19 protein-coding genes are annotated in these 23,330 nt (G+C 55.3%); 3 read left to right on the top strand and 16 right to left on the bottom strand.

Annotated elements, in window-relative coordinates:
- Positions 1-4: 4 nt before the first annotated feature.
- The 4 genes from Kalk_RS10200 to Kalk_RS10185 form a co-directional block, all read right to left on the bottom strand.
- Positions 5-1,078, bottom strand: a complete 1,074-nt coding sequence (locus Kalk_RS10200; protein ID WP_101894147.1) for a response regulator — start codon at positions 1,076-1,078, stop codon at positions 5-7.
- On the bottom strand, positions 1,075-1,914 hold the full coding sequence (locus Kalk_RS10195; RefSeq protein ID WP_101894146.1) for an HDOD domain-containing protein: 840 nt from the start codon (positions 1,912-1,914) through the stop codon (positions 1,075-1,077). Before Kalk_RS10195 ends, Kalk_RS10200 begins: the two co-directional genes overlap by 4 nt.
- Complete coding sequence (locus tag Kalk_RS10190) at positions 1,911-2,744, bottom strand: response regulator (RefSeq protein ID WP_101894145.1); 834 nt, start codon at positions 2,742-2,744, stop codon at positions 1,911-1,913. The genes Kalk_RS10195 and Kalk_RS10190 overlap by 4 nt, the downstream gene beginning before the upstream one ends.
- A gap of 108 nt (positions 2,745-2,852) precedes the next feature.
- Complete coding sequence (locus Kalk_RS10185) at positions 2,853-4,874, bottom strand: hydantoinase/oxoprolinase family protein (protein WP_101894144.1); 2,022 nt, start codon at positions 4,872-4,874, stop codon at positions 2,853-2,855.
- A 154-nt stretch (positions 4,875-5,028) separates the two neighbouring features.
- Here Kalk_RS10185 and mutM point away from each other — a divergent pair, with 154 nt between their 5' ends.
- On the top strand, positions 5,029-5,841 hold the full coding sequence (mutM, locus tag Kalk_RS10180; RefSeq protein WP_101894143.1) for a bifunctional DNA-formamidopyrimidine glycosylase/DNA-(apurinic or apyrimidinic site) lyase: 813 nt from the start codon (positions 5,029-5,031) through the stop codon (positions 5,839-5,841).
- Between the two features lie 169 nt (positions 5,842-6,010).
- Positions 6,011-6,346 (top strand): hypothetical protein, encoded by a 336-nt coding sequence (locus Kalk_RS10175; RefSeq protein ID WP_101894142.1) that lies wholly within the window; start codon positions 6,011-6,013, stop codon positions 6,344-6,346.
- Positions 6,347-6,411: 65 nt separating this feature from the next.
- Here the strand turns inward: Kalk_RS10175 and Kalk_RS21685 are convergent, their stop codons facing one another.
- From Kalk_RS21685 to Kalk_RS21205, 7 genes are all read right to left on the bottom strand, one after another.
- Positions 6,412-7,491, bottom strand: a complete 1,080-nt coding sequence (locus tag Kalk_RS21685) for an NINE protein (protein WP_101894141.1) — start codon at positions 7,489-7,491, stop codon at positions 6,412-6,414.
- Positions 7,492-7,544: 53 nt separating this feature from the next.
- A complete protein-coding gene (locus Kalk_RS10165) occupies positions 7,545-10,688 on the bottom strand; it encodes an efflux RND transporter permease subunit (RefSeq protein WP_101894140.1) in 3,144 nt (1,047 codons plus the stop codon).
- The gene (locus tag Kalk_RS10160; protein WP_101894139.1) at positions 10,685-11,863 is read right to left on the bottom strand and encodes an efflux RND transporter periplasmic adaptor subunit; all 1,179 of its coding nucleotides are present in this window, start codon (positions 11,861-11,863) and stop codon (positions 10,685-10,687) included. Before Kalk_RS10160 ends, Kalk_RS10165 begins: the two co-directional genes overlap by 4 nt.
- 75 nt (positions 11,864-11,938) lie before the next feature.
- Complete coding sequence (gene ggt / locus Kalk_RS10155; protein ID WP_101894138.1) at positions 11,939-13,633, bottom strand: gamma-glutamyltransferase; 1,695 nt, start codon at positions 13,631-13,633, stop codon at positions 11,939-11,941.
- A gap of 81 nt (positions 13,634-13,714) precedes the next feature.
- Complete coding sequence (locus tag Kalk_RS10150) at positions 13,715-13,966, bottom strand: YfhL family 4Fe-4S dicluster ferredoxin (protein WP_101894137.1); 252 nt, start codon at positions 13,964-13,966, stop codon at positions 13,715-13,717.
- Positions 13,967-14,049: 83 nt separating this feature from the next.
- On the bottom strand, positions 14,050-14,535 hold the full coding sequence (gene coaD, locus Kalk_RS10145; protein WP_199768046.1) for a pantetheine-phosphate adenylyltransferase: 486 nt from the start codon (positions 14,533-14,535) through the stop codon (positions 14,050-14,052).
- Positions 14,536-14,599: 64 nt separating this feature from the next.
- Positions 14,600-14,755: a hypothetical protein gene (locus Kalk_RS21205; RefSeq protein ID WP_158643423.1), complete on the bottom strand. Its 156-nt coding sequence runs from the start codon at positions 14,753-14,755 to the stop codon at positions 14,600-14,602.
- Between the two features lie 323 nt (positions 14,756-15,078).
- On the opposite strand from Kalk_RS21205, the gene Kalk_RS10140 reads away from it, so the two are divergent.
- Positions 15,079-17,886: a putative bifunctional diguanylate cyclase/phosphodiesterase gene (locus Kalk_RS10140; protein ID WP_101894136.1), complete on the top strand. Its 2,808-nt coding sequence runs from the start codon at positions 15,079-15,081 to the stop codon at positions 17,884-17,886.
- 13 nt (positions 17,887-17,899) lie between these two features.
- Here the strand turns inward: Kalk_RS10140 and Kalk_RS10135 are convergent, their stop codons facing one another.
- The 5 genes from Kalk_RS10135 to Kalk_RS10115 form a co-directional block, all read right to left on the bottom strand.
- Positions 17,900-18,445, bottom strand: coding sequence for an NUDIX hydrolase (locus Kalk_RS10135; protein ID WP_101894135.1), 546 nt, complete (start codon positions 18,443-18,445; stop codon positions 17,900-17,902).
- Between the two features lie 6 nt (positions 18,446-18,451).
- Positions 18,452-19,354 carry an LpxL/LpxP family Kdo(2)-lipid IV(A) lauroyl/palmitoleoyl acyltransferase gene (gene lpxL, locus Kalk_RS10130; protein ID WP_101894134.1) on the bottom strand — a complete coding sequence of 301 codons (903 nt, stop codon included), beginning with the start codon at positions 19,352-19,354 and terminating at the stop codon, positions 18,452-18,454.
- Between the two features lie 144 nt (positions 19,355-19,498).
- Positions 19,499-21,109 carry a GMC family oxidoreductase gene (locus tag Kalk_RS10125; RefSeq protein ID WP_101894133.1) on the bottom strand — a complete coding sequence of 537 codons (1,611 nt, stop codon included), beginning with the start codon at positions 21,107-21,109 and terminating at the stop codon, positions 19,499-19,501.
- 11 nt (positions 21,110-21,120) lie between these two features.
- Entirely contained in the window at positions 21,121-21,696 is a 576-nt protein-coding gene (locus Kalk_RS10120; protein ID WP_101894132.1) for a hypothetical protein, read from the bottom strand.
- A gap of 127 nt (positions 21,697-21,823) precedes the next feature.
- Positions 21,824-23,272, bottom strand: coding sequence for a coniferyl aldehyde dehydrogenase (locus Kalk_RS10115; RefSeq protein WP_101894131.1), 1,449 nt, complete (start codon positions 23,270-23,272; stop codon positions 21,824-21,826).
- Positions 23,273-23,330: the final 58 nt, after the last annotated feature.

The following is a 23,330-nucleotide window of genomic DNA, read 5'->3' as shown; positions in this document are numbered from 1 at the left end:
GGTGTTACCTCAGCTCCCTGATCAAATTCTCAAGCGTGTCATCGTTGCTGGTGATTAGGCCGACGATGCCAGGGTCAAGCAGTGTGCCGGCGTGTTCTTCCAAAATACGTTTGATGTGCTCTGCTGGAGCATCATGTGCTGCCAAGGGCAGGGATTGCAGAATCAATTTGGCGACAGCAAACAAGCGTGCTTCGATGGCAATGTCGTCGCCCTTGATTCTGTTGGGAAGGCCGCTGCCGTCGTAATGTTCCTCACAGTGCAGGCAAATATTGTAGGTTTGCTTCAGCAGTGGAATGGGCGAGTCCGCAAACAGTCGGCTGCCCATTTTTGTATGGGAGGTAAGAATGGCAATTTCATCCCGATTCAGGCATTCAACAGGCGTATCCCTGAGTTTCTCGGGTAATGCCAGCATGCCGATATTGTACAACTGGGAAGACATGGACAAGTTCTCGGTATCTTCTTCAGGCAAGCCATACAGCCATCCCAGCGCGGTGGTGCACAGTGCCAGTTTGTGTGGTGCCAAATGGCTTACCGATTGGTTGAATTGAGTAAGCCGTGCCAGTCGCCCTATCATTTCCCGGTAAGCCTGGGCGTTGGCCTTTTCGGTGGCTTTTAAACGCTCATTGGTTTTCTGTAATTGAAGGGTGCGTTGACTAACCAGGTTCTCGAGGGTTTGATTGAAAGTGTTGAGATCCCGTTGAAAGCTGCTGATGCGAAGCAAAGAGGCAATCCGTGTTTCCAGTTCAACAGGGTCCAGTGGTTTATTGATAAAGTCGTCGGCCCCCAGGTAGATTGCCTTGCGTCGGGTGTCGGAGTCGTTGAAAGCGGTCATTACACACACGGGCGGCTTTGGCTTAAGCCGTAAATCACTAAAGCGTTCCAGAAAGCCAAAACCATCAAGTATGGGCATTCTGATGTCCAGCAAAATCAGATCAATATCATGGGCGGATAGCTGATTGAGAGCTTCTTCACCATTTTCGGCTTCAATAAAATTTATGTCGTAGTCTTCGAACAGACGTCTGATCGAGTTGCGATTGTTGGTCTCGTCATCCACTAAAAGAATATTGCTGGTGGTCATGATTGAGCCTCCTCTGTGCTGCGATCCAGATCAGGGCAACTGTTGATGCAATCTTGTATTGTTTCGGTGATCACATCTGCTGGCAGGGTGGGGTAATAGTGAAGCAGGGCGCCAGGCTCGCTCGGTGTGTACTGGTCTCCAGGTGAATCAAATCCCAATTCCTGCGCCAGTTGATGTGCGCAGCGAATCAGTATGACCTCGTTCTGAAATGCTTCGGGTGGATCGCTGGGAACCAGTGCAAAGCGGATGCAGGTCTGAAATACTTCAGGCAGCCGCCACTTTTGCGCAATGATGGTGCCTGCCTCAATGAGCGTGCCGACGATGGATTCTTGTTCTGGTTGGCCTTGGGTGTTCATGTATTCATGAAACAGATCCGGCAGTTCGGACACCAGGATTTGCTTGCCCAGTTCGTGCAATAGCCCAAGCGAATAGGCTTGCCCTTTTTCAATCCTCACAGTCATGTGCAGGGACAGCTCCGATGCGATAATAGCCGTTGCAAGGGTGTGGCGGCGCAGTTTTTGGCACCATATTTTGTGTGGCCCTCCGTTGCTGGCGTGCTCCAGTGCTGTGGCGTAGATGATGTTGCGGAGCTGATCAAAACCCAACAACACGCAAGCATCGCGCACGTTTTTAATGCGACCGGACATGCCATAAAAAGGGGAGTTCGCAATCTTCAGGATGGTGGCAGAGGTATTGGCATCGGAGCGAATAATGTGTTCAAGGTCGGTGGCTTGGCTATCTTGGTTTTGAATTGCCGCAAGCAGCTCCATCATGATGGGGTTGAGCGGCTGTATGCGATTGATTTTCTCGATGAGCGCTGTGTGTGTCCCCGTCATGCGGTAGTCCTCTGGGTGAGCGGCATACTGATAAGCAGTTGGCCAATGAATTCGGCACCACTGCCTAGCCGTACAATGGTTATGATGTTGTCGTTAAACGGTATCTGGGTTTGAATGTGATCCTGTTGGCCGAAGGCTTCCAGTTGAGGGCTGAGGGTTGACCAGTTACCTTGAAAGGCAATGCTGGCGGGCAGCCCCAGTAGGCTGTTTTGCTGTTTGGAAAACAGTTGTCGTGCTGCGTTGTTTTCCAGAACCACCGAGCCTGCGTCATCTAAACCGATGACGGCAAATGGAAAATGTTCCATGGCATCCTGATACACTTTCAGGGAGGCAATGTGCAGCTGCAGGCGGCGGGTTTTTTCGGCAACGATGGCCTCCAGGCTGGCGTTGAATTCTGCCAGTTGCTGATTGGTTGCCTGCAGTTGCTGGGTTAAGCGGCGATTTTGGTCGGCCAGCTCATAGTATTCGAATGCCTCTTCGATGGCATTCAGCAGCAGTTGCTCATCCCATGGCTTGGTGAGGAATTTAAAGATAGAACCTTCGTTGATGGCTTGAGTGATTGTAGCCAGTTCGGAGTACCCACTCAGTATCATGCGCACAACCGAGTTGTGTTTGCTTTTTACCTGCTTGAGAAACTCAGTGCCGGTCATATTGGGCATGCGTTGATCTGAAAGCACCACACCAATCTCAGGGTGAGCGTCAATGGTGTCGAGCCCTTCTTCACCGCAGCAGGCCCGATAGACGACGTAATCGTCCTGTTCTTCCAGCACTCGTTCCAGCGCGTTCAAGATGTTGATCTCATCGTCTACGATGAGGATGTGCCTTTCCATAGCAGTTGAACACTTCTATATTGCTAATCTTCAACTAACTTTAGCAAACCTGAGCTGAAAAGCAGGGGTGTGTTTGCGCTTAGCACGGAATGATCTAAGTCAGTGCATTCACTGCCTGCTTAATACCAAATTACCCCATGCGTCGACCTGAGCCTGCCAATGGCGGGCAACCAATGTGGTGGAAATGTTTTCGACAATCAACGCTGGCCCCGGTAGCTGTTGACCGGCCGCGAGTGTGTCGCGCTGATAGACGGGAACCGGGCTGGTTTCACCGTAAATTCTCACGTGATGCGGCTTGGTTTGTTCGGGGTTGCATGACCACTGCGGTAGTTGTTGTACTGCACCGGGGGGGGTGATGGTGCTGCGTACGTTAACCAATTCCAGCGGCAGCGGTAAGCGGTGGCCGAAGCGTTGCTGGTGTTGTTGGTGGAACGCCGATTCCAGCGCCTGCAGGTTGGGTTGCCAGGGTAAATTCAGATAGAAGCGTTGACCCTGATAACGCAGATCCACCGAATCGGTATAGTGCAATGATGGGGTGTTGTTGCCATTGGCAGCGAAGGCCGCTTCGCCTTGTTGATGCAGTAAACGGAACTGCTCGGTGAGCTCGGCCACCTGCAACTGGCGCAGCGGTGATTGAATCCCCTGAGAGTAAGAGCGCGACGGATGAGCCACGACCATGCCCAGCGCCGACAGCACGCCTCCCATGAGGGGCACCAGCGCATGATTCATCTCCAGTGCCTCCGCCAAAGCGCATACGTGTAAGCCACCGGCACCGCCAAAGCAGCACAGATGAAAATCCTCCAGATGATAGCCCCGCTCGATGGACATCACTCGCAGTGCGCGCACCATGTGTTCGTTGGCGATGGCGATAATACCTTGAGCGGTCTCTGCGGTTGTCAGTTTCAAGGGGTGGGCCAGTCGATCCACGGCAGTGTGTGCCGCGTTCAGATCCAGTGGCATGGCACCGCCCAGAAAATAGTCTGGCTGCAGGTGGCCCAGTATGGCGTTGGCGTCCGTTACCGTTGGTTGTTCACCTTTGCGGCCATAGCAGGCGGGCCCCGGATTGGCACCGGCAGACTGAGGGCCTACCTGCAGCATGCCTGCGGCGTCGATGTAGGCGATGGAGCCACCTCCGGCACCGATGGTGTGCATGTCCACCTGGGGCACGGCCACTGGCCAGGGCCCAATACTGCCCTCATTGGTAAGACGGATGTCGCCATCAATTATGGCAACGTCGGTGGAGGTGCCGCCCATATCGAAGGTGAGCAAGCGTTTGAGTCCGGTCTGCTCGCCAATAAAGCGAGCGGCGGCGAGACCACCGGCGGGGCCGGACAGCAGCATGTTGACGGCGGCACGCCCTGCGTCGCTGGCATCGAGGGTGCCCCCTGTCGACTGCATTATCGCCAATGGCGAGGGTTGAACCCCCTCCTGCAGGCGACGCAAGTAATGCTGCACCTTGGGGCCCAAGCTGGCATTGAGCCAGGTGGCGATACCACGCTCGTATTCCCCGGCTTCGGCCAGCACCTCATGGGATGCCGTGACAAAGCATTGTGGCCCCAGTGCATTTTGGATGGCCATTTGGATGACTTGTTCGGGCTCAGGGTTTAAAAACGAGAACAACAGGTTGATGGCCACTGCTTCCACACCGCTTTTCTGCAGTGCTTGACACAGTTGTTCAAGGCTGGCCGCTGTGATGTCCTCCAGTTGCTGGCCGTGACTGTCCGCGCGGCCCGCCATTTCAAAACATAAGGCATCCGGTACTGGCGGAGCGCAGGGCAATGGTTGCAGGTTATACAGTTCCCGGCGGGTCTGGCGGCCGATGCTGAGCAGATCGCGAAAACCGATATTGCCGATCAGCGCAGTTTTCACGCCTTTGCCTTCCAGAGCGGCATTAGTGGCGACGGTGGAGCCATGCACGATGCTGACGTGCCCGGTTTTCACGGCCTGCTCCAGCCCCAGTTCGTTTATACCCTGCAATATGGCCCGCTCTGGGGCGTCTGGCGTAGACAAGACCTTGTGAATGCGCAGCGAACCGTTTTGCAACAGCACAAAGTCGGTGAAGGTGCCGCCGGTGTCGATACCGAGTATGGATCGGGCGCGGGCTGACGCGTTGAGTTTTGAATTTGCCATAAAAATCGAAAACGGAGACTATGGTTGAGGGCGCCGCACAATTGTACCGTAACGGGGGAGAAAAATTGCAGTTTGGATCGGAGTTTGGTACTTACCCGGTCAGCTTTTACGCCAGCCTGCGCTGGTATTTCTAACGATCAGTTGAAGAGAACCCATGCCAGAATTACCGGAAGTGGAAACCACTCGCCGCGGAATTGAACCGCATATTGTCGGTAAACGTATCAAGGCGTTGCATGTACGCCAGCCAAAACTGCGCTGGCCGGTGCCCGACGCTATTCATCAGGCCGAAGGCAAAAAGCTGCAAGCGGTGGAGCGGCGCGGCAAGTACCTGTTATTTCGCTTCAGCAGCGGCACCATCATTGCGCACCTGGGGATGTCCGGCAGTATGCGTATTATCGCCAAAGGTGAACCACCCATGTTCCACGATCATGTGGATATGGAATGCAGCGATGGCACCACCTTGCGTTACTGTGATCCGCGCCGCTTTGGGGCCTGGTTGTGGACCACGGATGACCCTCTGCAGCATGCCTTGATCGAGAAGTTGGGGCCAGAGCCCCTGACGGATGCCTTTAATGTGGATTATCTGCTGGAGAAGGCCAAAGGCCGCAAAAGTGCGGTGAAGACCTTTATCATGGACAGTCATGTAGTGGTGGGGGTGGGCAATATCTACGCCAATGAGGCCCTGTTTATGGCCGGTATTCACCCCAAGCGCGCGGCTGGCCGGGTCAGCGAAGCGCGTTATGAGAAGCTGGTGCAGGCCATCAAAACCGTATTGGCGGCTTCCATCGAGATGGGGGGCACAACCCTGCGGGACTTTGTCGGAGGGGATGGCAAGCCCGGTTATTTCAAGCAGACGTTGCGGGTCTATGGGCGGGCCGGACAGCCCTGTTTGACCTGTAAAGCGCCCCTGACCGAGATCCGCTTGGGGCAGCGCTCTACCGTTTTTTGTAAACTGTGCCAGACTTAAATGACCCTGCGGCACCCTTGCGGCCGTAAAAAGTGCGATCCAGTACAAAATCCGCCCGAAAAATACGGCCTTCCGGGTTGTCAAAAGTGGATCGTTTCTTAATTAGGGAATACACTAGAATAAAGCACTTAGGTGGCTACCTTCGAGAATATTATAAAGAGGAAACATTATGCGCAGCCTGAAGAGCACTTTTAGATCCGTTATGGTCGCCTTGTCCATGGCTTTGTTTGCGGCGGCACCGGCGGTATCCCAGGCGCAAACGGTGACGGATCGCCCATCCGGACTGGAAATGACCGGTGATGTTTTACTGGTTCGACCCTTGACCCTGGTGGCGACGGTCATTGGTGCGGGCCTGTTCGTGGTGTCTCTGCCCTTTTCGGCGCTGGGTGGCAACGTTGGTGAGGCCGGTAATACCTTGGTAGCAACGCCCTTTAAAGCCACTTTTATGCGTTGTCTGGGTTGTTCAGACAAGCATTTGAGTACAGCGCAATCAGCTGAGCAGTAACAGATATACAAAAAGCCCTGCCCTGAAGGTTCAGTGGCAGGGCTTTTTTGTGCCTGGATTTTGGTTTATTCCGGCTGGCATCCAATGGGCCGGTATTTGGGGTCCAATGTTCCACCCGTGCAATCCCAGATGAAAGCATCCTCCTCCAAGTATGGAATCAGGGTGATGCTTTCCCCCGCAATGATGTCCGTGCTGCTATCGAAGGTAAGCGTGATGACGGCGTTTTCACTGATGCTCCAAGTGGCATAAGTCAGCTCGCCCACGTCGCTTTTGCCCATGTCGATCCCGCTATTGGGTACGAAGTTGGTGCGCTCGATAAAGTCGGTGATTTCCTGCTCCAGTGTTTCCACTTCATACAGGGTCTGATTCACCTGGGAGCGGGTGAGGTAATCCTGATAGGCAGGGATGGCTACCGCAGCCACAACCCCCAGTATCATGATCAAGATGAAGAGGCTGGGAATAACCCAGATCCAGCCACTGACGGCGTTTTTATGGCCGTGCTTGGCATCCCAGCTTTCTCTGCCGGTGCAGAGGAAGACAACAAACTCCACCAGAGAGATGACGCTGGGAATGCCGGTCCAGCACAGTAGCAGGTAGAAAATGCCCCACCATTGTCCCAGATAGAAGCGGTGGACGCCCCATGCACCGGTGGGTAGAAAGGCCAGCAAGGCGGCGACCTCCCGGCTGCGCCCGAGGGTTGGCAGTTTACGTTTGCAGTGCGGACAGCTGCGCGCCAGTCGAGGTGCCTCGCCCCCACAGTGGCTGCAAAAGCGCATTTCATCCGGGTGCAGGTGATCGTCTGCCGGGGTTGCGTAGGGAGTGGGCGTGCTTGGTTCTTCCGCAGCCGTTGGCTGGTGTGCTGGCGGTGGGGTGGGCGCAGCCGGTTCCAGTGTCAGTGGCTGCACTGCGGCCACCAGCTCATCCATCCTCACTTGGGCTCCGGTGTTTTCCAGTGCGGCCAGGTAGCGGCGTGCTGTGGCTTCATCCAGTTCGGTTTTCACTTTGCTGGCGTTGCCCTGTAGTAAAGCCTGGGCCTTCTCGGGGGGCAGCTTCATCAGCGCCGCCAGTTTGGCTGCCACTGCCGTGGCATCTTGGCCGGGTTGTATGTGGCCCGTTAGCACAATGTTGTAGCGTGGTTCGGTCATGCGATCCCTATGTGAGCAATTACTTATTAATTCAACGGTGGTGCGGGCCTTGGTCAGGCCCGCAGTTTGGCTTTCAGGTTCTCTCGGGTGGACTGCACAATGGCATAGAACACCGGGATCATGGGCGTGCCTACCACCAGCGCGGTGACCATGCCCCACATGACGGTATGACCCAGTGAGAGCTGGCTGAACATGCCCGCTCCGGAAGCGGTCACCAGTGGCAGAATCCCCAGTACGAAGGACAAGGCGGTCATGCAGACGGCCCTGAAACGCAGTTTGGCGGCACTGGCGGCGGCTTCCTCAATACTCTTGCCGCTTTGTTCGCGCAGCTCCCGTGCAAACTCAACAATCAGTATGGCGTTTTTAGCTGCCAGCCCGATTAATAACACCAGGCCCACCTGGGCGAACAGATCCAGTGCCCCCAATTGCGGGATGCCGATTTGGCCAACCGCCAGCAAGCCGCCGATGGCTCCGGCTACCGCGATAGGGACAACCAGAATAATCGCGGCCGGAATCGACCAGCTTTCGTATTGGGCCACCAGGAATAAATAGATGAACACCATGGCCATGAGGAAGGCGATACCTGCCTGACTGCCCGCTTTGGCCTCTTGGTAGCTCATCCCGGTCCATTCCACCTTGTATCCTGCAGGCAGGTTGTCTGCCGCCAGTTGTTCCAGTTCCTGCATGGCTTCACCGGTGGCTACGCCGTTTGCCGGGTTGGCCCGCAAAATGGCCGATCGATACAGGTTGTAGCGGGTTCCGACATCGGCCCCCAGGGTGGGTGTCACTTTTACCAGGGTGGATAGAGGCACCATATTGCCCAGGGTGGAGCGCACGTAGAGCTGATCGATGTCACGCAGGCTGGAGCGGAACTCTGGTGAGGCTTGCATCATGACCCGGAAGGTCTGCCCAAACAGGGAGAAATCGTTGATGTAGGACGACCCCAGCTGGGTTTGCAGGGTGGAGAATATGTTGGTGAGCGGTACCTGCAGGGTTTTGGCCTTGTTGCGATCCACGTCGACGAAATACTGTGGCACGTTGGCGCGGAACGTGGTGAAGGCGTCGCGAATCAGCGGTGACTGATTGGCGGCGGCGGCCAGGATTTGAATGGCACCGGCCAGCTCTTCGTGACTGCGGCCCTGCGTATCTTCTACCACCAGTTCCAGACCGCCGACGGCACCCATACCCGGTATCGAGGGAGGCGGGAAGGCCTGGATCAGAGCTTCCGGTATTTCTTTGTAGGCGGTTTTATTGATGCGTGCCGCTACCGCAAAGGCAATATCCTTGAAGTCAGGCCGATCGTCCCAGTGCTTCAGTACGATAAAGCCGGTGCCGCCATTGCTTTGGGCCGCACCCGCCAGAATGGAGTAGCCGGACAGGAAGGTGGCAGATTCTACCGCCGGATCGTTTTCAATAATGGTTTGCAGTTTTTCCATGACTTTTTGGGTGCGGGTGATGGAGGCTGCATCGGGTAATTGTACGTTGAGCAGCAAGATGCCTTTATCCTCAATCGGTACAAATGCGGTGGGGATAACGCGGGTGCCCCACAACAGACCGGCGATGACCACTATGAAAAAGATGCCCGCGATGGAGCGTCGGGCCAGCAGCATGCCCACTGCACCTGTGAATTTGTTGGTAATGCCGCCGAACATCTGATTAAAGCGGCGGAACCAGCCGGGTTCTTTTTCGGTGCGGCGCAATACCAGGCTGGCTACGGCAGGGCTCAGGCTGAGGGCGCAGATGGAGGACAACACCACCGCAACGCAGATGGTGACGGCGAACTGGTTGTACATGATGCCGGTAATCCCCGGCAGCATGGCGATCGGTACAAACACCGCCAGCAGTACCAGGGTGGTGGCGACGATGGGGCCGCTCACTTCTTCCATGGTTTTGATGACCGCATCTTTGGTGCTGATGTTGGGATCGGTGCGCAGGTGGCGGTCGGTGTTTTCCACCACCAGAATGGCGTCGTCCACTACGATACCGATGGCCAGTATCAGGCCGAACAGGGTGACGGTGTTGATGGTCATGCCCATCAATAGCATGACGGCAAAGGTGCCGATCAGCGAAACCGGAATGGCAACCGAGGGTACCAGGGTGGGGCGCCAGTCACCGAGAAAGATAAAGGTGATTAAAATGACCAGGCCTACCGCCTGCAGCAAGGACACGCTCACCTGACTGATGGAGACTTCTACGTAGCGGGTGGTGTCGTAGCCCACTTCGTATTCCAGGCCGTCGGGAAAGGTTTTGTACATTTCCGCCAGTTGGGCTTTTACCGCTTCACCTGTGATGAGCGAGTTGGCCCCCGGCAGCAGGTAAATAGCCATGACGGTGGCTGGGCGGTTTTTGAAGTTGCCGGACACTTTGTAGTCCAGTTGCCCCAGCTCCACACGGGCGACGTCCTTCAGCCGCACCAGGGCACCTTCTTTGGACACCCGCAGCACGATGTTTTCGAATTCCTCAGTGCTTTTCAGGCGGCCTTTCAGTTGCAGTGAATATTCCGTGCTGAGGCTGCCGTCATAGGGGGGCGCGCCGATTTTACCGGCTGGTGCCTGAATATTCTGTTCATTGAGGGCGTTGGCGATGTCGGTGTGGGTGATGCCGAGGGCGGTCATTTGTGCAGGGTTCAGCCACAGGCGCATGGAGTAATCAGCGGTACTGAACAGCACCGCATCCGACACTCCGTTGATGCGCTTAACATTGCTCTGAATGTTGATCAGGCTGTAGTTGGCGATGAACAGCTCATCAAGGCTGCCATCAGGGGAGTACAGGTTGACGGTGAAGAGAATGTCGGGCGAGATCTTGTCAATGGTGAGGCCCTGGGCGCGTACTTCTGCCGGTAGTGAGGGTTCGGCGAGCTTGACCCGGTTCTGTACCCGTACCAGCGCCATGTCGGGGTCATCGCCCACGGCAAAGGTAATGGTGAGGTTGTAGCTGCCGTCGTTGGCCGAGTTCGAGGACATGTATTCCATGCCCTCAACGCCATTGACCACATCTTCGATGACCTGGCCGACACTTTCCTCCATGACGGCGGCAGAGGCACCTGGCCATTTGGCCTGCACCTTGACCTGGGGCGGCGCGACTTCCGGGTATTCAGAGATCGGCAGTAGATTCAGCGATATCAGGCCAGCGATGGTGATGACCAGCGCAATGACCATTGCAAACTTGGGCCGTTCGATAAAAGTGCGACTGATCACTGTTCAGTGCTCCCATTGGTCTGGCCGGTGTCTGTCGTGCCTGGCATTGAATCTGTGCCGCTTTCCGGGGTGGCCGGTTTCATTTCTGACACGGTGACCTTGGTGCCGGGGCGAACTTTCTGCACGCCACGTACGATTACGCGGGCACCGGCGTCCAGCCCAGAATTCACCAGCACGTTCTCGCCAATGCGTTCGCCGGTGATCAGGTTGATGCGGGTAACGCGGTCGTTGTCATCCACGGCTAAAACGTAGGTGCCGCGTTGGTCAACCTGTACCGCTGCTTGTGGAATCATCAAGCCTTGCAGAGGCGCTTTCAAACGCAGAATGGCGCGCACGTAGAGTCCGGGGCGCAGCTGATCTTCCGGGTTGGGCAGGCTGGCGCGGGCTTCCAGGGTGCCGGTAGTGGCGTCTACCCGGTTGGAGAAATAATCAATGGTGCCGGTGTGAGCGTATTCGCTGCCGTCGGACAGGGTCACCGCCACCACGATGTCCTTAACGGTGATTTTGGAGTCGCGCTTGGTAACGGCCATCAGCAATTTTTCCGGCAGTTGGAACACAACTTCCATACCATCCTGGCCTACCAGCGTGGTGAGCGTGCCGGACTGAGGGCTGACCACATCACCCACGGCGACGCGGGCGCGACCCACCCGGCCATCCTGGGATGCTTTGATTGAGGTGTATTCCAGGTCAACCTGGGCGCTTTCTACAGCGGCTTTGGCGCTTTCCACAGCGGCTGCGGTTTCCAGCATGCGCGCCTCCAGCGTGTCGTATTCGGAGCCGGAAATGTAGCCATCTTTGACCAGCTTTTCGCCTCGTTCGAAGTTTTTCTCGGCGCTTTGTTTGTTGGCTTCGGCTTTGGCCAGTTCTGCCTTGGCACGGGACAGCGCGGCTTTATAAGGGGCTGGATCAATATCGAACAACGGATCACCCGCGCTGATTTGATCGCCTTCTTTGAAATGGATGGCCAACAATTTGCCGGATACCTGAGCGGTAATGTTCACATCACTTTTGGATTCGATACGGGCATTAAAACCCTGCTGCGGGCGATAGGGCTGCTCGCTGGCAATGCTCACGAATACTTCGGGGGCTTCCTGTTTTTTCTCTTCGGGCTTATCGCAAGCAGCCAGGCCGAGGGTGAGTAGTAGGGTTCCAGCCAGCGCAGAAAGTGGGCGCATAAAGATCTCCGATTATCGTTTTGATTTGAACGCCGGGTAGTGTGCCACCAACCGGCTATCAGTGCTTGTAGTAAATCAGTGGATTGGGGCTGCGGTGTTACCCAGCAGTGCTTTGCCCAGGCGGCGCTGGTCTGCGCCCGCTTCCACGTTGCCGTTTTTCATATACCAGCGCACGGCGTGCATATCGCCGTAAGCGCGTCCGGTATCTTTCAGCTCATGGCCTCTTTTTTTCAGCTCGGCCAGGGTCGCGTCATCGAAGGCATCGGGTTCATATTGAATAACGTCTGGGACAAATTGATGATGAAAGCGGGGGCGATCCACCCAGGCTTGTGTGCCTTTGCCATCCAGCGCTTCCAGCAGACCCAGCATCACCATGGTGATGATGCGACTGCCCCCAGGGGTGCCGATGATGGCAACCTGGCGATTGTCGGCGGGGCCGTATTCCATAAAGGTGGGGGTCATGCTGGACAGAGGACGTTTGCCGGGTTCGATGGCGTTGGCCTGCGAGCCAATCAAACCGTAGGCGTTGGGGCTGCCGGGTTTGGCAGAGAAGTCGTCCATTTCGTTGTTGAGCAGTACGCCGGTACCTGCCACGGTTACGCCGCAACCAAATGGCGTATTAATAGACAGGGTGGCCGCCACCCGGTTGCCCTGTTTGTCGATAATAGAGAAGTGGGTCGTGTGGGTACCGGAGCCCGTTTGCTTGGGCAGGCCGAGTTCGCTGCTGGGGGTGGCGTGGCTCATGGAGATGTTGCTGGACAGGTCATCCAGATAACTGGCGCTGGTCAGTCGCTCGATAGGGATTTTTACAAAGTCCGGGTCGCCCAGATACTCAGCCCGATCGCGGTAAGCGCGGCGCATCACTTCCACCAGCAGGTGGGTGCGCTCAACGTCGGATTTGCTGTTCAGGTCAAACAGAGACAGCATGCCGAACATTTGAGCCAGGGCCACCCCGCCAGAGGACGGCGGCGGTGCAGACCAGATCACGGCGTCGCCGTAGTTAAACTTGATAGGGTCGCGCTCGATGATTTTGTAGTTGGCCAGATCCTCCAGGCTCCAGATGCCGCCGTGGGCTGCGACGCCTTCAACCAGCCGCTGGGCTATCTCGCCTTTGTAAAAACCATCAAAACCTTTCTCTGCCAGCAGCCTGAGGGTATGGGCCAGCCCCTGTTGTACGATCAAGCCGCTATCCGGTGCTTTTCCATCTTTTAGAAAGATGCGTTTACTGGCGGGATAGCGGCGCAGGGTGGAGGCACGCATATCCGCCAGTTGTTGATAGACTTTATTCACTGGGAAGCCGCCGGAGGCAAGCCGAATAGCAGGGGACAGGGTGTCGCTTAGGGGCAGCGTGCCATAGTGTTGCGACAGATGAACCATGGCTGCAGCCTGCCCGGGAATGCCTGCCGCCAGCGCGGTATTGGTGGCTTTGTCCCGATCTACGTCGCCGTGCTTGTCCAGATACAGATCCTTGTGGGCGGCCGCCGGTGCTGTTTCACGGGCATCCACCATGGTGGTTTTGCCGTCTTTGGCGCTGTGCAGCAGCCAGAAGCCACCACCGCCGATGCCGGCGCTGTAGGGCTCCACGACACCCAGTACGGCGGCCACGGCTATTGCGGCATCAAAGGCATTGCCCCCTGATTCCAGTATTTTGATGCCCGCTTCGGTGGCCAGAGGGTGGGCGCTGGCCACCGCAGGCTGTTTGGGCGCGACACTGGCCAGAAGCGCAGGGCTAACCAGTAGGCAGAGTAAAAAGCAGAATCGAATCAACATGTTCCTTCCTTGAAGAGATACAAAAAAAAGGCCGTGTGGCCTTTTTAGTGGTTCCGTCCCAATAAGTCCAGCTTTGAACCGTCAGCCTTCTGCTTGCAGGCGCTCGTATTTCTCCATCAGCTCGTCTTCGGATTCCACATTTTCGGGATCCAAGGGTATGCAATCGACCGGGCATACTTGCTGGCATTGGGGTTCGTCATAGTGGCCCACGCACTCGGTGCACTTGGTGGGGTCGATAATATAAATTTCGTCACCCTGCGAAATGGCGCCGTTGGGGCACTCAGGTTCGCATACATCGCAGTTGATGCAATCATCGGTGATAATAAGGGCCATGCTGTGTCTCTCTACTAACGTTTAACCATTGCGCAGTGTAATCCGCCACTGCCGCTACTTCTACGGACAGACTGTAAGGGTATTTAACCGTGTTTTGCTTTCAAGGCGGCTAACACCTGGCTGGGTACAAACGGGCTCACGTCGCCATCCAGTGCTGAAATTTCGCGCACCAGGGAGGAGCTGATAAAGGACAGGTGCTCGGACGGCGTGAGAAATGCCGTTTCAATACCGCTATCCAGAGCCCGATTCATATTGGCCAATTGGAATTCGTACTCGAAATCCGATACGGCACGCAGGCCTCGTAACAACACGTTGGCTTTCTCATCCTGGCAAAAATGCACCAGTAATTTGCTGAAACCTTTCACTTCCACATTGGGTAAGTGGGCCACCACGTCCTGCGCCAGGGCTATACGCTGTTCCAGGTCGAACAGGGGCTTTTTCTTTTCGCTGGCAGCGATGGCCACAACCACTTCGTCGAACAGGCGTGAGGCCCGTTCTACCAAGTCCAGATGGCCATTGGTTATGGGATCAAAGGTTCCGGGATAGACGACCCGAGTGTGCAATGTCATGGCTTACGCTCACCGTGGCAAAATGTGGGCGAAGGTTAACGTAAGCCTGTATGAACCTCAACTTTTACGCTGATTTGCGGCGGGCCAGGATAAGGGATACGGCACCGATGATCAGAACAGCGATGAGGCCGAGCTGGTCGCCATAATGGGTGGCGGTGAGGGGCTCAGCAACGGCGGGTGCACTGAGCACTGCGAATACTGCGAGCATGAGCGATTTCATGAATCTTCTCCGTGGACTTCCTTGGGTGTGGGCCCGTTCACGCAAGCAAGATCAAAGCCAATACTATTTTTGATAATAAAAACAATGACATAAAAATATTATTGGTATAGGTGAAATCTGTATATGTTAAAAAATTCGACAGCGGCTAGATGCTCAGTGAGTCTTCGCTAACGCCGGGGCTCGGGTGCATAGGGCAGCCTCCCTGCTGCGAGAGTGTTTGTATTTGCTAAGGAATTCGACACAGGCACAGTGGTGAGGTGGGTTGCTATGCTATGCTCTAAAAAAACCTCTTTCACCAAATTGAGCCCCCGATACCCGGCGCTATGTTTATCCAGATAAAAGAGTTACGCAGCGGGCTTGGCCGCAAATTTTTTCTGCTGGTGTTTCTGGCGGCGCTGCTGCCGATGCTGCTATTTGCCTCTTTTTCATACAATTACGTGGGCAATGCGCTGCTGCAGGAGAGCAGAGAAACCCTGAAGAAGGAGGCCCGGTTCTACAGCACCATCCTGTATGAGCGTTTGCTGTTGGCCAGCAGTCAGCTGGAAGCCGCTGTCATACAGAAAGAGGCCGCTACGGTAGGTGATCCCCCGTTGCCCGGCCCGTTCAAGCGCGTGTCGCGAGTGGATTGGCCTGATTTTGAACGTTTCAGTGCGCATCTTTCCTCTCGCCAGCAGGTGGCAGCCCGTGAGCGTTTAGAGCAGGGGCTGCGTTTGCTGTTGAGTACCGACGATGGGCGAGCCCTGTTGTTACAGCAGCAACCGGGCGCTGCTGCTGTGCTGCCCCTGTATATGGCGGAACTGGACGTTGGGTATTTGCTGAGCGACGGTGAGGGTCGTAACCCGGATTTGAATTATTGTGTGTTTGGTAGCGAAGGTGAGTCGCTTTACTGTTCCCGTTCACAGTTGATCAGCGCCAGTCAATTTACAGAGCTGGCTCGGCAGCAGGGCAATCGATCCAATTTTCAAGTGGATTGGTACGACGGCAGTGCCTTGCAGCAGGTGAGTGTGCGCAGCGTATTCCTGGAAAAGCAGTTTGGCACCCATCAAGCCTGGAAGCTGTGGGTGAGTCATCCGCACTCCAATGTGTTTCAGGCACTCAATGTATTGCAGCGGGCGTTATCGCTGCTGGTGGCGGTGACAGTGTTGCTGGCTGCGTTGGTGAGTGCCTTACAGATACGTCGAATTCTGAGCCCGTTACGGCAGTTGATGGACGCGACCCACGCGGTTGCCAATCGTAATTTCGAAATCAATCTGTCGGTGCCCTCCCAGGATGAACTGGGTGAGCTGGCGGACGCCTTTAATCAGATGGCCCACCAAATAGGTAAACAATTCCAGATGCTTACCGGGTTGTCTATCATTGATCAACTGATACTGAGTGTGCCTGATCTGGAGCAGGTGGCGCAATCCACGTTGTCGACATTGCAGGGGCTGGTGACCAGTGATGCAGCGGCGGTGGCATTGCGTAACCCTGACGATATTGATGAAATGTGGCTGTTCAGTTATTCACGCCTGACAGGTCAGTATCAATTACTGCAACAGCGCTTAAGCGATGATGAAAATCATTGGCTGGGGGTGTTGGCATCAAGCCATCGGGCATCCCTCAGTGATGCTAAATATTTAAACTGGTTGTGGCCGGAGCGGCGGGAGCTGCTTGGTGGAAACTCCTACCTGTTTCCCATTACAGCGGCAGGCAAAAACCGAGGGGTGTTAGCGCTGGGCTGGGAGAAATCCTACAAGCTGTCAGAGCAGGATCGTGGTTTGTTGCGAGATTTTGCCGACCGTCTGGCCGTGGCCATCACGGCAGTGCGGCGTGAAAAGCAACTCTATCGCCAAGCACACTTTGATGGTTTGACTCAGCTGCCCAATCGTCAGCTGCTGAAAGATCGTCTTGATCAGGCGGTGAAGCACGCCACCAAGAACAACAGCGCCGGTGCGGTGTTGTTTGTGGATCTGGATAAGTTCCAGCAGGTGAACGATACCGATGGCCATTCCCTTGGGGATCAGATTCTGGTGCGTACGGCAGAGCGTCTGCAGGTTTGCGTTACGTTAGAGGATACGGTGGCGCGTCAGGGTGGTGACGAGTTTGTGGTGGTACTCAATAATATCGATTCCCCTATGCGGGCCACCCGAGTGGCGGACAAAATCATCACCATGTTGGGATCGCCTTTTACCATCGAAGGCAAAAAATTCTTTTTAAACAGCAGCATTGGCATCGCTGTGTTTCCCAGCGATGGGTTGGATGTGGAATCCCTGCTGCGCAAGGCTGATACCGCCATGCATCGAGCCAAGTCCGACGGCGGTGGTCAATATCGTTACTTTGAAGAGGAAATGAATCGGGCTTCCCAGCGGCGGGTTACGGCGGAGCATCGAATTCGTCATGCTTTGGAAACCGATCAGGTTGAGTTGCGTTATCAACCTCAGTGGTTTGTACAGAGCAATGAATTCAGCGTAGAAGCGCTGGTACGCATCCGTGACAGTGAAGCAGGCCTGTTGCTGCCGGCAGAGTTTATTGATGTGGCAGAAGATACCGGTTTGATTCTGGATATTGGCGAGTGGGTTTTGCGAGAAGCCTGTGCGCAGATGGCCCGCTGGCGTCTCAATCAGATTGGCATTAAGCGCGTATCGGTAAATGTGTCAGGGCGTCAACTGGAGCGGATGGACTTTGTATCGGTGGTGCAGTCGGCGGTCAACGATGCCAAACTGGATTTTACCGATCTGGAATTGGAGGTGACGGAGTCAATTCTGATTGTGGATGCGGAAAGCGCGGCCCGCAAGTTGGCCCAGCTCAGTGAATTGGGTGTCACTATTGCGATCGACGATTTTGGAACCGGTTATTCCTCGTTGAGCTATTTGCATCGCTTGCCGTTTGATTTGGTGAAAATTGATCAGCAGTTTGTCAGTGGCATTGGCGAAAATGAGGCCAGCGAAGCCATTACCCGCAGCGTCATCGATCTGGCCAGATCCTTCGGCAAGCAGGTGATTGCCGAGGGGGTTGAAACCAAGGCGCAATTGGATCACCTGCGGGCCATGCGTTGTGATGCTATGCAGGGGTTTCTTCTGAGCCGTCCTCTTACTGCAGAAAAAGTCACGGCGTTCATTAAGCATTCCAAGCCGGACGTTGAACTGAAATAACCTCTGCTCAGGTTTATGGGTTCAACCCGAACAGCTCTGAGCGTTGCCTGATCTGATCCAGCATGCGCAGGGTCAGTCCCCATACGGTTTTCTCACCATAACGGTAGCAGGGCAGTTGCAGAGCAAAGTGGCCTTGCTTCCAGGTTAGCGAGCTGCGTTGGCGCTGATCATTGAAAAAATCCAGCGGAATCCACAGGGCGTCGTCGCATTCGTGATTCAGATTGATCGCGTCATCACCCTGCCAGTAAAACAGATGCGGCGTCACGATCATGGGCGCATGCTTGCGATGGCTGCGGGTGAGCTGATGGGTTAGCTTGTGTTGAAAAACACCGTGATGAAACAGGTCCAGGCCGGTTTCTTCCCAGGTTTCTCGTACAGCGGTGTCTATTAGGGTGGCGTCTTCGATCTGCTTGCGGCCGCCGGGAAACGCCATATCACCAGACCACGGATCGCCGCGCTTTTTGGCTCTTTGAATAAAAAAAAGCTCACAGCCATTGTCAGTGTGACGATAGATTACAGCCACCGCTGCCTGGTCGACCCACCCTCCCAGCATCATCATTGGACCTTAGTAAATGGAGGGCTCGCCTTCGGGGCGGCTCTTGAAACGTCGATGCTGCCACAGGTATTGGGCCGGGTAGCGACGAATGTTGTTTTCAACACACTGGTTCAGCAGTGTGGCATCGGTGACTGCATCACCTGTTGGGTACGTCAGTGGTGGCTGCACTTCGATGTGGTAGCCGTCTTGCTGGCGGCCGAACAGCACTGGGATTACTGCCGCGCCACTGATTTTGACCAGTTCTGGGGTTTTGGCAATGGTTGAGGTTTGGACACCGAAGAACGGTGCGAACACGCTGAAGCGGTCACCGTAGTGCTGGTCCGGTAGATAGAACGCCACTCCACCTTTGCGCATATGACTGAGAAAAGGGCGGATATTGCGGTTAGGCACGGGGATGGTGTAGCGGGATCGCTTCAGAGCGCTGTACTGTTCGAACAGATCGTTGTGGGCCGGCTTGTACATGGCAGCAGTAGGGTGGCGCTCGGAGAACATACGCAGACACAGCTCCAACGAGGTCATGTGCGCTGCAATCAGCAATACGCCTTTACCATCAGCGGCGGCTTGCTCGATATGTTCCATGCCGCTCAAATGGCATAACGGATCCACTTTCGAGGCCTTGCCCCAATAGGCCAGACCGATTTCGATAAAGCCTGTTCCCAGTTCATCAAAGGCTTCATCCAGCAGGCGTTTATGCTCTGCTGCCGAAAGCTCAGGGAAGCACACTTCCAGATTGCGGCGGGTAACGTGACGACGGGAACGGCTGATGTTCTTGATCAGGCGGCCCAAGCCCCGCCCCAGGCTCAGTTGCAGCTTGAACGGCAGTTGTGCCACGCACCAACCCAGCCCAAGTAACAGCCACACAGGCCAGAAACGGGGGTGATAGTGGCGAGATTCAATTTTGTAGGCGCTCATTGCTGCGTGGTGTCCGGCTCTGCTTGTAAAGTGAGACGCAATGATAGCACAGGGCCGCAAGAGGATAAGGTGTTGGCACACATCCGAAAGCGCTGATTGAGACCGGGCTACGGCCTGCCAATCTCAATCAGCTTGGTGGGTTGGCTAGCCTTTCAGCTTTGCAGCCAATGCAGTTGCCTGCTTGGCTACCATGCCATAGATAGAAAGCTGAGGGTTGGCACCGATACTGGTGGGGAATGTCGAGCCATCCATGATATGCAGGCTCTCCAAATGGTGGAACTTGCCCATGCTGTCCACGACAGAAGAGCTCGGATCTTCGCCCATGCCGCAGCCACCCATTACGTGGGCGCTGCCTACCCGCATTTTATTAATGTCCAGGCTGAGGCCATCGATCTGCTTCAACGTAGCTTGCAGGGATTTCTCATAGCGTCCTTGACTGTGTACCGGCCTTACGGACTGGGCACCGGCGGCGAACTGTATCTCTGCCATGGTTCGCCAGGCGCGCACAATGCCTTCCCGCAGGTAGTCATTGATTTCGTAGTTGATGCCAGGAATGCCGTCATCCCGCAGGAATACTTCTCCACCCTGACTTTCTTTTACAAAGCCGTCCCGCAGCAGTGCAATCATCATGTTGAGGTGCGGCAGGCGATTCATCTGATCGGAATGGGCCTGGCCGTGCAGCATACCGATGGACGCCACAAACCCTGGCTGCATGGGTGGCACTTCCAGCTTGAAGCCCACCGGCCCGGTCACGCCGTCCTTCCATTGGAAATGATCTGAGTAGACCGATTGCGGAGCGCCGTAGAAACCGTCCAGACGCTCCGGGAAATCCGCCAATGTGGCAGGCACCGGATGCAGGAAAGTGCGCTTGCCAATGCGATTATGTGGATCGGGGGCGTTGGAACGCATCAGCAGGCCAGGGCCATTGATGCCGCCACAGGCCATTACCGTGTGTTTGGCTTTGACGGTGAAGCTTTGGGTTGGCGTAATGCCGTTTTCCTCTAAACCATAACCGCTTACACCTTTCACCTGATCGCCTTCGATGATCAGTTTGTCGGCGCGGGCGCGATACACCAGTTCTGCATTATTTTTTAATGCGCCGGGAATGGTGGTGACCAGCATGCTCTGCTTGGCGTTGGTGGGGCAGCCAGTGCCACAGTAGCCCAGATTCCAGCAACCCTCTACATTGCGGGGGATGATCTGCCAGTCGTAACCCAATTTGTCGCAACCCTGGGCAATGACGTTATTGTTGGCATTGGGCACCATCTTCCACTTACTGATGTTCAGGCGCTGCTCCATCTGCTCGAACCAGGGAGCCATCTCCTCTTTGCTGAAGCCTTTCAGGCCATGAACTTGAGTCCAATGATCCAGGGTTTCATCGGGGGTGCGGAAACTGGCGGTCCAGTTCACCGTGGTAGATCCACCCACCGCGCGGCCCTGCATAATGGTAAATCCACCATCAGCAGAGCCTCGGGTAAGACCTTCTTGATACAGGCTGCTGTAGGCTTTCTTTTCCTGCATGTCGAAATCGTTCGAGGTGCGCAGAGGGCCTTCTTCCAGCATGATGACTTTCAAGCCCTGTTGGGCAAAAATCTCGGCAGCTGTGCCGCCTCCAGCGCCGGTGCCAATCACTAGCACATCACATTCAAGGTTCAGCGGTTGTTCCAGGGCGGCACCGTTGTGGGTAACCCAGCCACCGGCCATGCCCAGACGAAAGATATCAGGAATATCCTTTACGACGGTTTTATTGCTCATGTCAGTCTCACTCAGCTTGGTATGTGTTGTGGTGGGCCCGGGTAGATGTCGTCAGTCCAATTGGCGGGCTGATCGTAGTACATCAGAGAGGGCAGCTGTGTGAGCAGGACATAGCCCTGGCGCAGCATGTTGAAGCGGCTGGTTTGCCAGCCTTCCAGGAACTCCGTGACGTCTTTGTCGTTGGCTTCCTGCCAGCTGGGCCATAAACCGGCCACCATCACCCGAAACGGAGCCAGATAGAGCAGGTCGAACAGCTCGTGCACCTGTTTTTGGGTTTGTGCCGTAGTGTGCAGAATGAAATCGTCGATATCCACCAACAGCTGATCCAGTGCGGTCTGACGCGCTGCGGGGTCGGTGGGAAAATTACCTTTCAGAACCGCGGGTGCGACCGCGCTGAGTATGATGGCGTCTTTTTCCCTAAGGAATGACAGTGTTATGGTGCCGGTGTGCGTGTCGTTTTCAACCGTGTGGCTGCTGCAGCCCTGCAGTGAACCAATGATACCGGCACTTGCCAGCACACTGCTTCCAACCACACCCAGTTTCAAAAACGACCGGCGATCTAGCGCAGGTTCGTTCGTTGGGTGCATGGGGTTTCCCGTACTTTATTGTCGTTATTGTGTTTATTAAACAGGCGCACTGATTGGGGTGCGCCTGTTGCGGGTTTGCGGTGATCGGATATAAATTGGGATCCGATCAAATATTAAAGCACTAAGCTTAATCTGGTTTCAATGCCAATTTCAGCACCATTTTGTGAATGCGACGGTTCCACGGGGGGAACAACAGCTTGGTCGCATTTACCTTGCCTTTGTAGAATACCCCTTTTGCCTTGGTGAAGGTAAGGAAGCCCTCTTTGCCGTGGTAGTGGCCCATACCGGAGGGGCCAACGCCGCCAAACGGTATATCTTCTGCAGCAACATGGGACAGGGTGTCATTGACGCAGGCCCCGCCGGAGTGGGTGTGGTTCAACACATAGTCGGCGCGATCTTTATCGTAGTCGAAGTAGTACAAAGCCAGCGGACGGGGGCGATCGTTGATATATTGCATTGCCTCCTCCAGATTGTCATAAGGCTTTACAATCAGCAGCGGACCAAAGATCTCATTCTGCTCAATCAGCATATCTTCAGTAGTATCAAACACTAAGGTGATTGGGAGCTTACCGCTGCCTTCAAAATCCTCATTGGCTGGGTTGAGTGGCACAATGCGAGCACCTTTCTCTTCAGCGTCTTTCAGATAGCCTTTCAGGCGATTGAGCTGACGCTCATTGATTACCGCGGTGTAATCATCATTGTTGCGCTTGCTGGGATACCAGGTGGATACCACCTCATTGAAGGCAGCGGTGAACTCATCCAGTTTGGATCGGTGCACCAGAGTGTAGTCCGGTGCCACACAGGTTTGACCCGCATTGATGCACTTGCCCCAGGACATCCGCTCCGCCGCATCTTTCAATGGGAACGATTCGTGGATCAGTGCTGGCGACTTGCCCCCCAACTCAAGCGTTACAGGTGTCAGGTTCTCGGCGGCGGCGGCCATAACGTGTTTGCCCACCGCGGTAGAGCCGGTAAACAGCAGGTGATCGAAGGGCAGTTTAGAGAACGCGATGCCCACGTCGGCTTCGCCGGTGATCACGGCAACCTGATCTTCGGAATACACCTCCGCCAGCATGGCTTTCATGGCCTCGGCGGCATTGGGGGTGAACTCGGACATCTTGATCATCACCCGGTTGCCGGCTGCCATGGCCGCAATCATCGGGTCTAGCGCAAGGAAATAGGGGTAATTCCAGGGCACGATAATGCCCACCACACCCAGAGGCTGGTACACCACTTTCGCTTTTGCCGGGCGCAGATTGACCGGCAGGCTGCGGCGCTCAGGGCGCATCCATTTGGTCAGATTCTTGGTGTTGTATTTGATAGTCTCCACCAGGGACGCTATCTCGACAAAGCGAGTCTCGGTGGCGCAGCGGTTGCCGAAATCTTTGTTTACGGCATCCACCAGAGCATCCTGGTGACGAATCAACGCCGGTTTCAGGCGTTTGATCAGGCTGATGCGCTCTTCAGCGCTGGGCATGCGGTGCTGATTATAAGAGGCTTTTTGCGCCTTCAGTATCCGCTCCATATCGGCAATAGCCGGGTTGTGATCAGCAAAATTGGCAACCTTGGCGACCATGATGAATTTCCCTCTGTGTTATTGTGTCAAAAAGTCATTAGGACGCGTCTGTAACCAC

It is taken from the genome of Ketobacter alkanivorans (genome assembly GCF_002863865.1).
GTDB classification, from domain to species: domain Bacteria; phylum Pseudomonadota; class Gammaproteobacteria; order Pseudomonadales; family Ketobacteraceae; genus Ketobacter; species Ketobacter alkanivorans.
Note: the sequence above shows the minus strand (reverse complement) of the source record. Positions and strands in the feature narration are given on the sequence as shown.

Bases quoted from the DNA above. Each gene is read 5' to 3' on its own strand.
- Kalk_RS10200 (WP_101894147.1), bottom strand. From the start codon at position 1,078: ATGACCACCAGCAATATTCTTTTAGTGGATGACGAGACCAACAATCGC.
- Kalk_RS10195 (WP_101894146.1), bottom strand. From the start codon at position 1,914: ATGACGGGGACACACACAGCGCTCATCGAGAAAATCAATCGCATACAG.
- Kalk_RS10190 (WP_101894145.1), bottom strand. From the start codon at position 2,744: ATGGAAAGGCACATCCTCATCGTAGACGATGAGATCAACATCTTGAAC.
- Kalk_RS10185 (WP_101894144.1), bottom strand. From the start codon at position 4,874: ATGGCAAATTCAAAACTCAACGCGTCAGCCCGCGCCCGATCCATACTC.
- mutM (WP_101894143.1), top strand. From the start codon at position 5,029: ATGCCAGAATTACCGGAAGTGGAAACCACTCGCCGCGGAATTGAACCG.
- Kalk_RS10175 (WP_101894142.1), top strand. From the start codon at position 6,011: ATGCGCAGCCTGAAGAGCACTTTTAGATCCGTTATGGTCGCCTTGTCC.
- Kalk_RS21685 (WP_101894141.1), bottom strand. From the start codon at position 7,491: ATGACCGAACCACGCTACAACATTGTGCTAACGGGCCACATACAACCC.
- Kalk_RS10160 (WP_101894139.1), bottom strand. From the start codon at position 11,863: ATGCGCCCACTTTCTGCGCTGGCTGGAACCCTACTACTCACCCTCGGC.
- ggt (WP_101894138.1), bottom strand. From the start codon at position 13,633: ATGTTGATTCGATTCTGCTTTTTACTCTGCCTACTGGTTAGCCCTGCG.
- Kalk_RS10150 (WP_101894137.1), bottom strand. From the start codon at position 13,966: ATGGCCCTTATTATCACCGATGATTGCATCAACTGCGATGTATGCGAA.
- coaD (WP_199768046.1), bottom strand. From the start codon at position 14,535: ATGACATTGCACACTCGGGTCGTCTATCCCGGAACCTTTGATCCCATA.
- Kalk_RS21205 (WP_158643423.1), bottom strand. From the start codon at position 14,755: ATGAAATCGCTCATGCTCGCAGTATTCGCAGTGCTCAGTGCACCCGCC.
- Kalk_RS10140 (WP_101894136.1), top strand. From the start codon at position 15,079: ATGTTTATCCAGATAAAAGAGTTACGCAGCGGGCTTGGCCGCAAATTT.
- Kalk_RS10135 (WP_101894135.1), bottom strand. From the start codon at position 18,445: ATGATGATGCTGGGAGGGTGGGTCGACCAGGCAGCGGTGGCTGTAATC.
- lpxL (WP_101894134.1), bottom strand. From the start codon at position 19,354: ATGAGCGCCTACAAAATTGAATCTCGCCACTATCACCCCCGTTTCTGG.
- Kalk_RS10125 (WP_101894133.1), bottom strand. From the start codon at position 21,109: ATGAGCAATAAAACCGTCGTAAAGGATATTCCTGATATCTTTCGTCTG.
- Kalk_RS10120 (WP_101894132.1), bottom strand. From the start codon at position 21,696: ATGCACCCAACGAACGAACCTGCGCTAGATCGCCGGTCGTTTTTGAAA.
- Kalk_RS10115 (WP_101894131.1), bottom strand. From the start codon at position 23,272: ATGGTCGCCAAGGTTGCCAATTTTGCTGATCACAACCCGGCTATTGCC.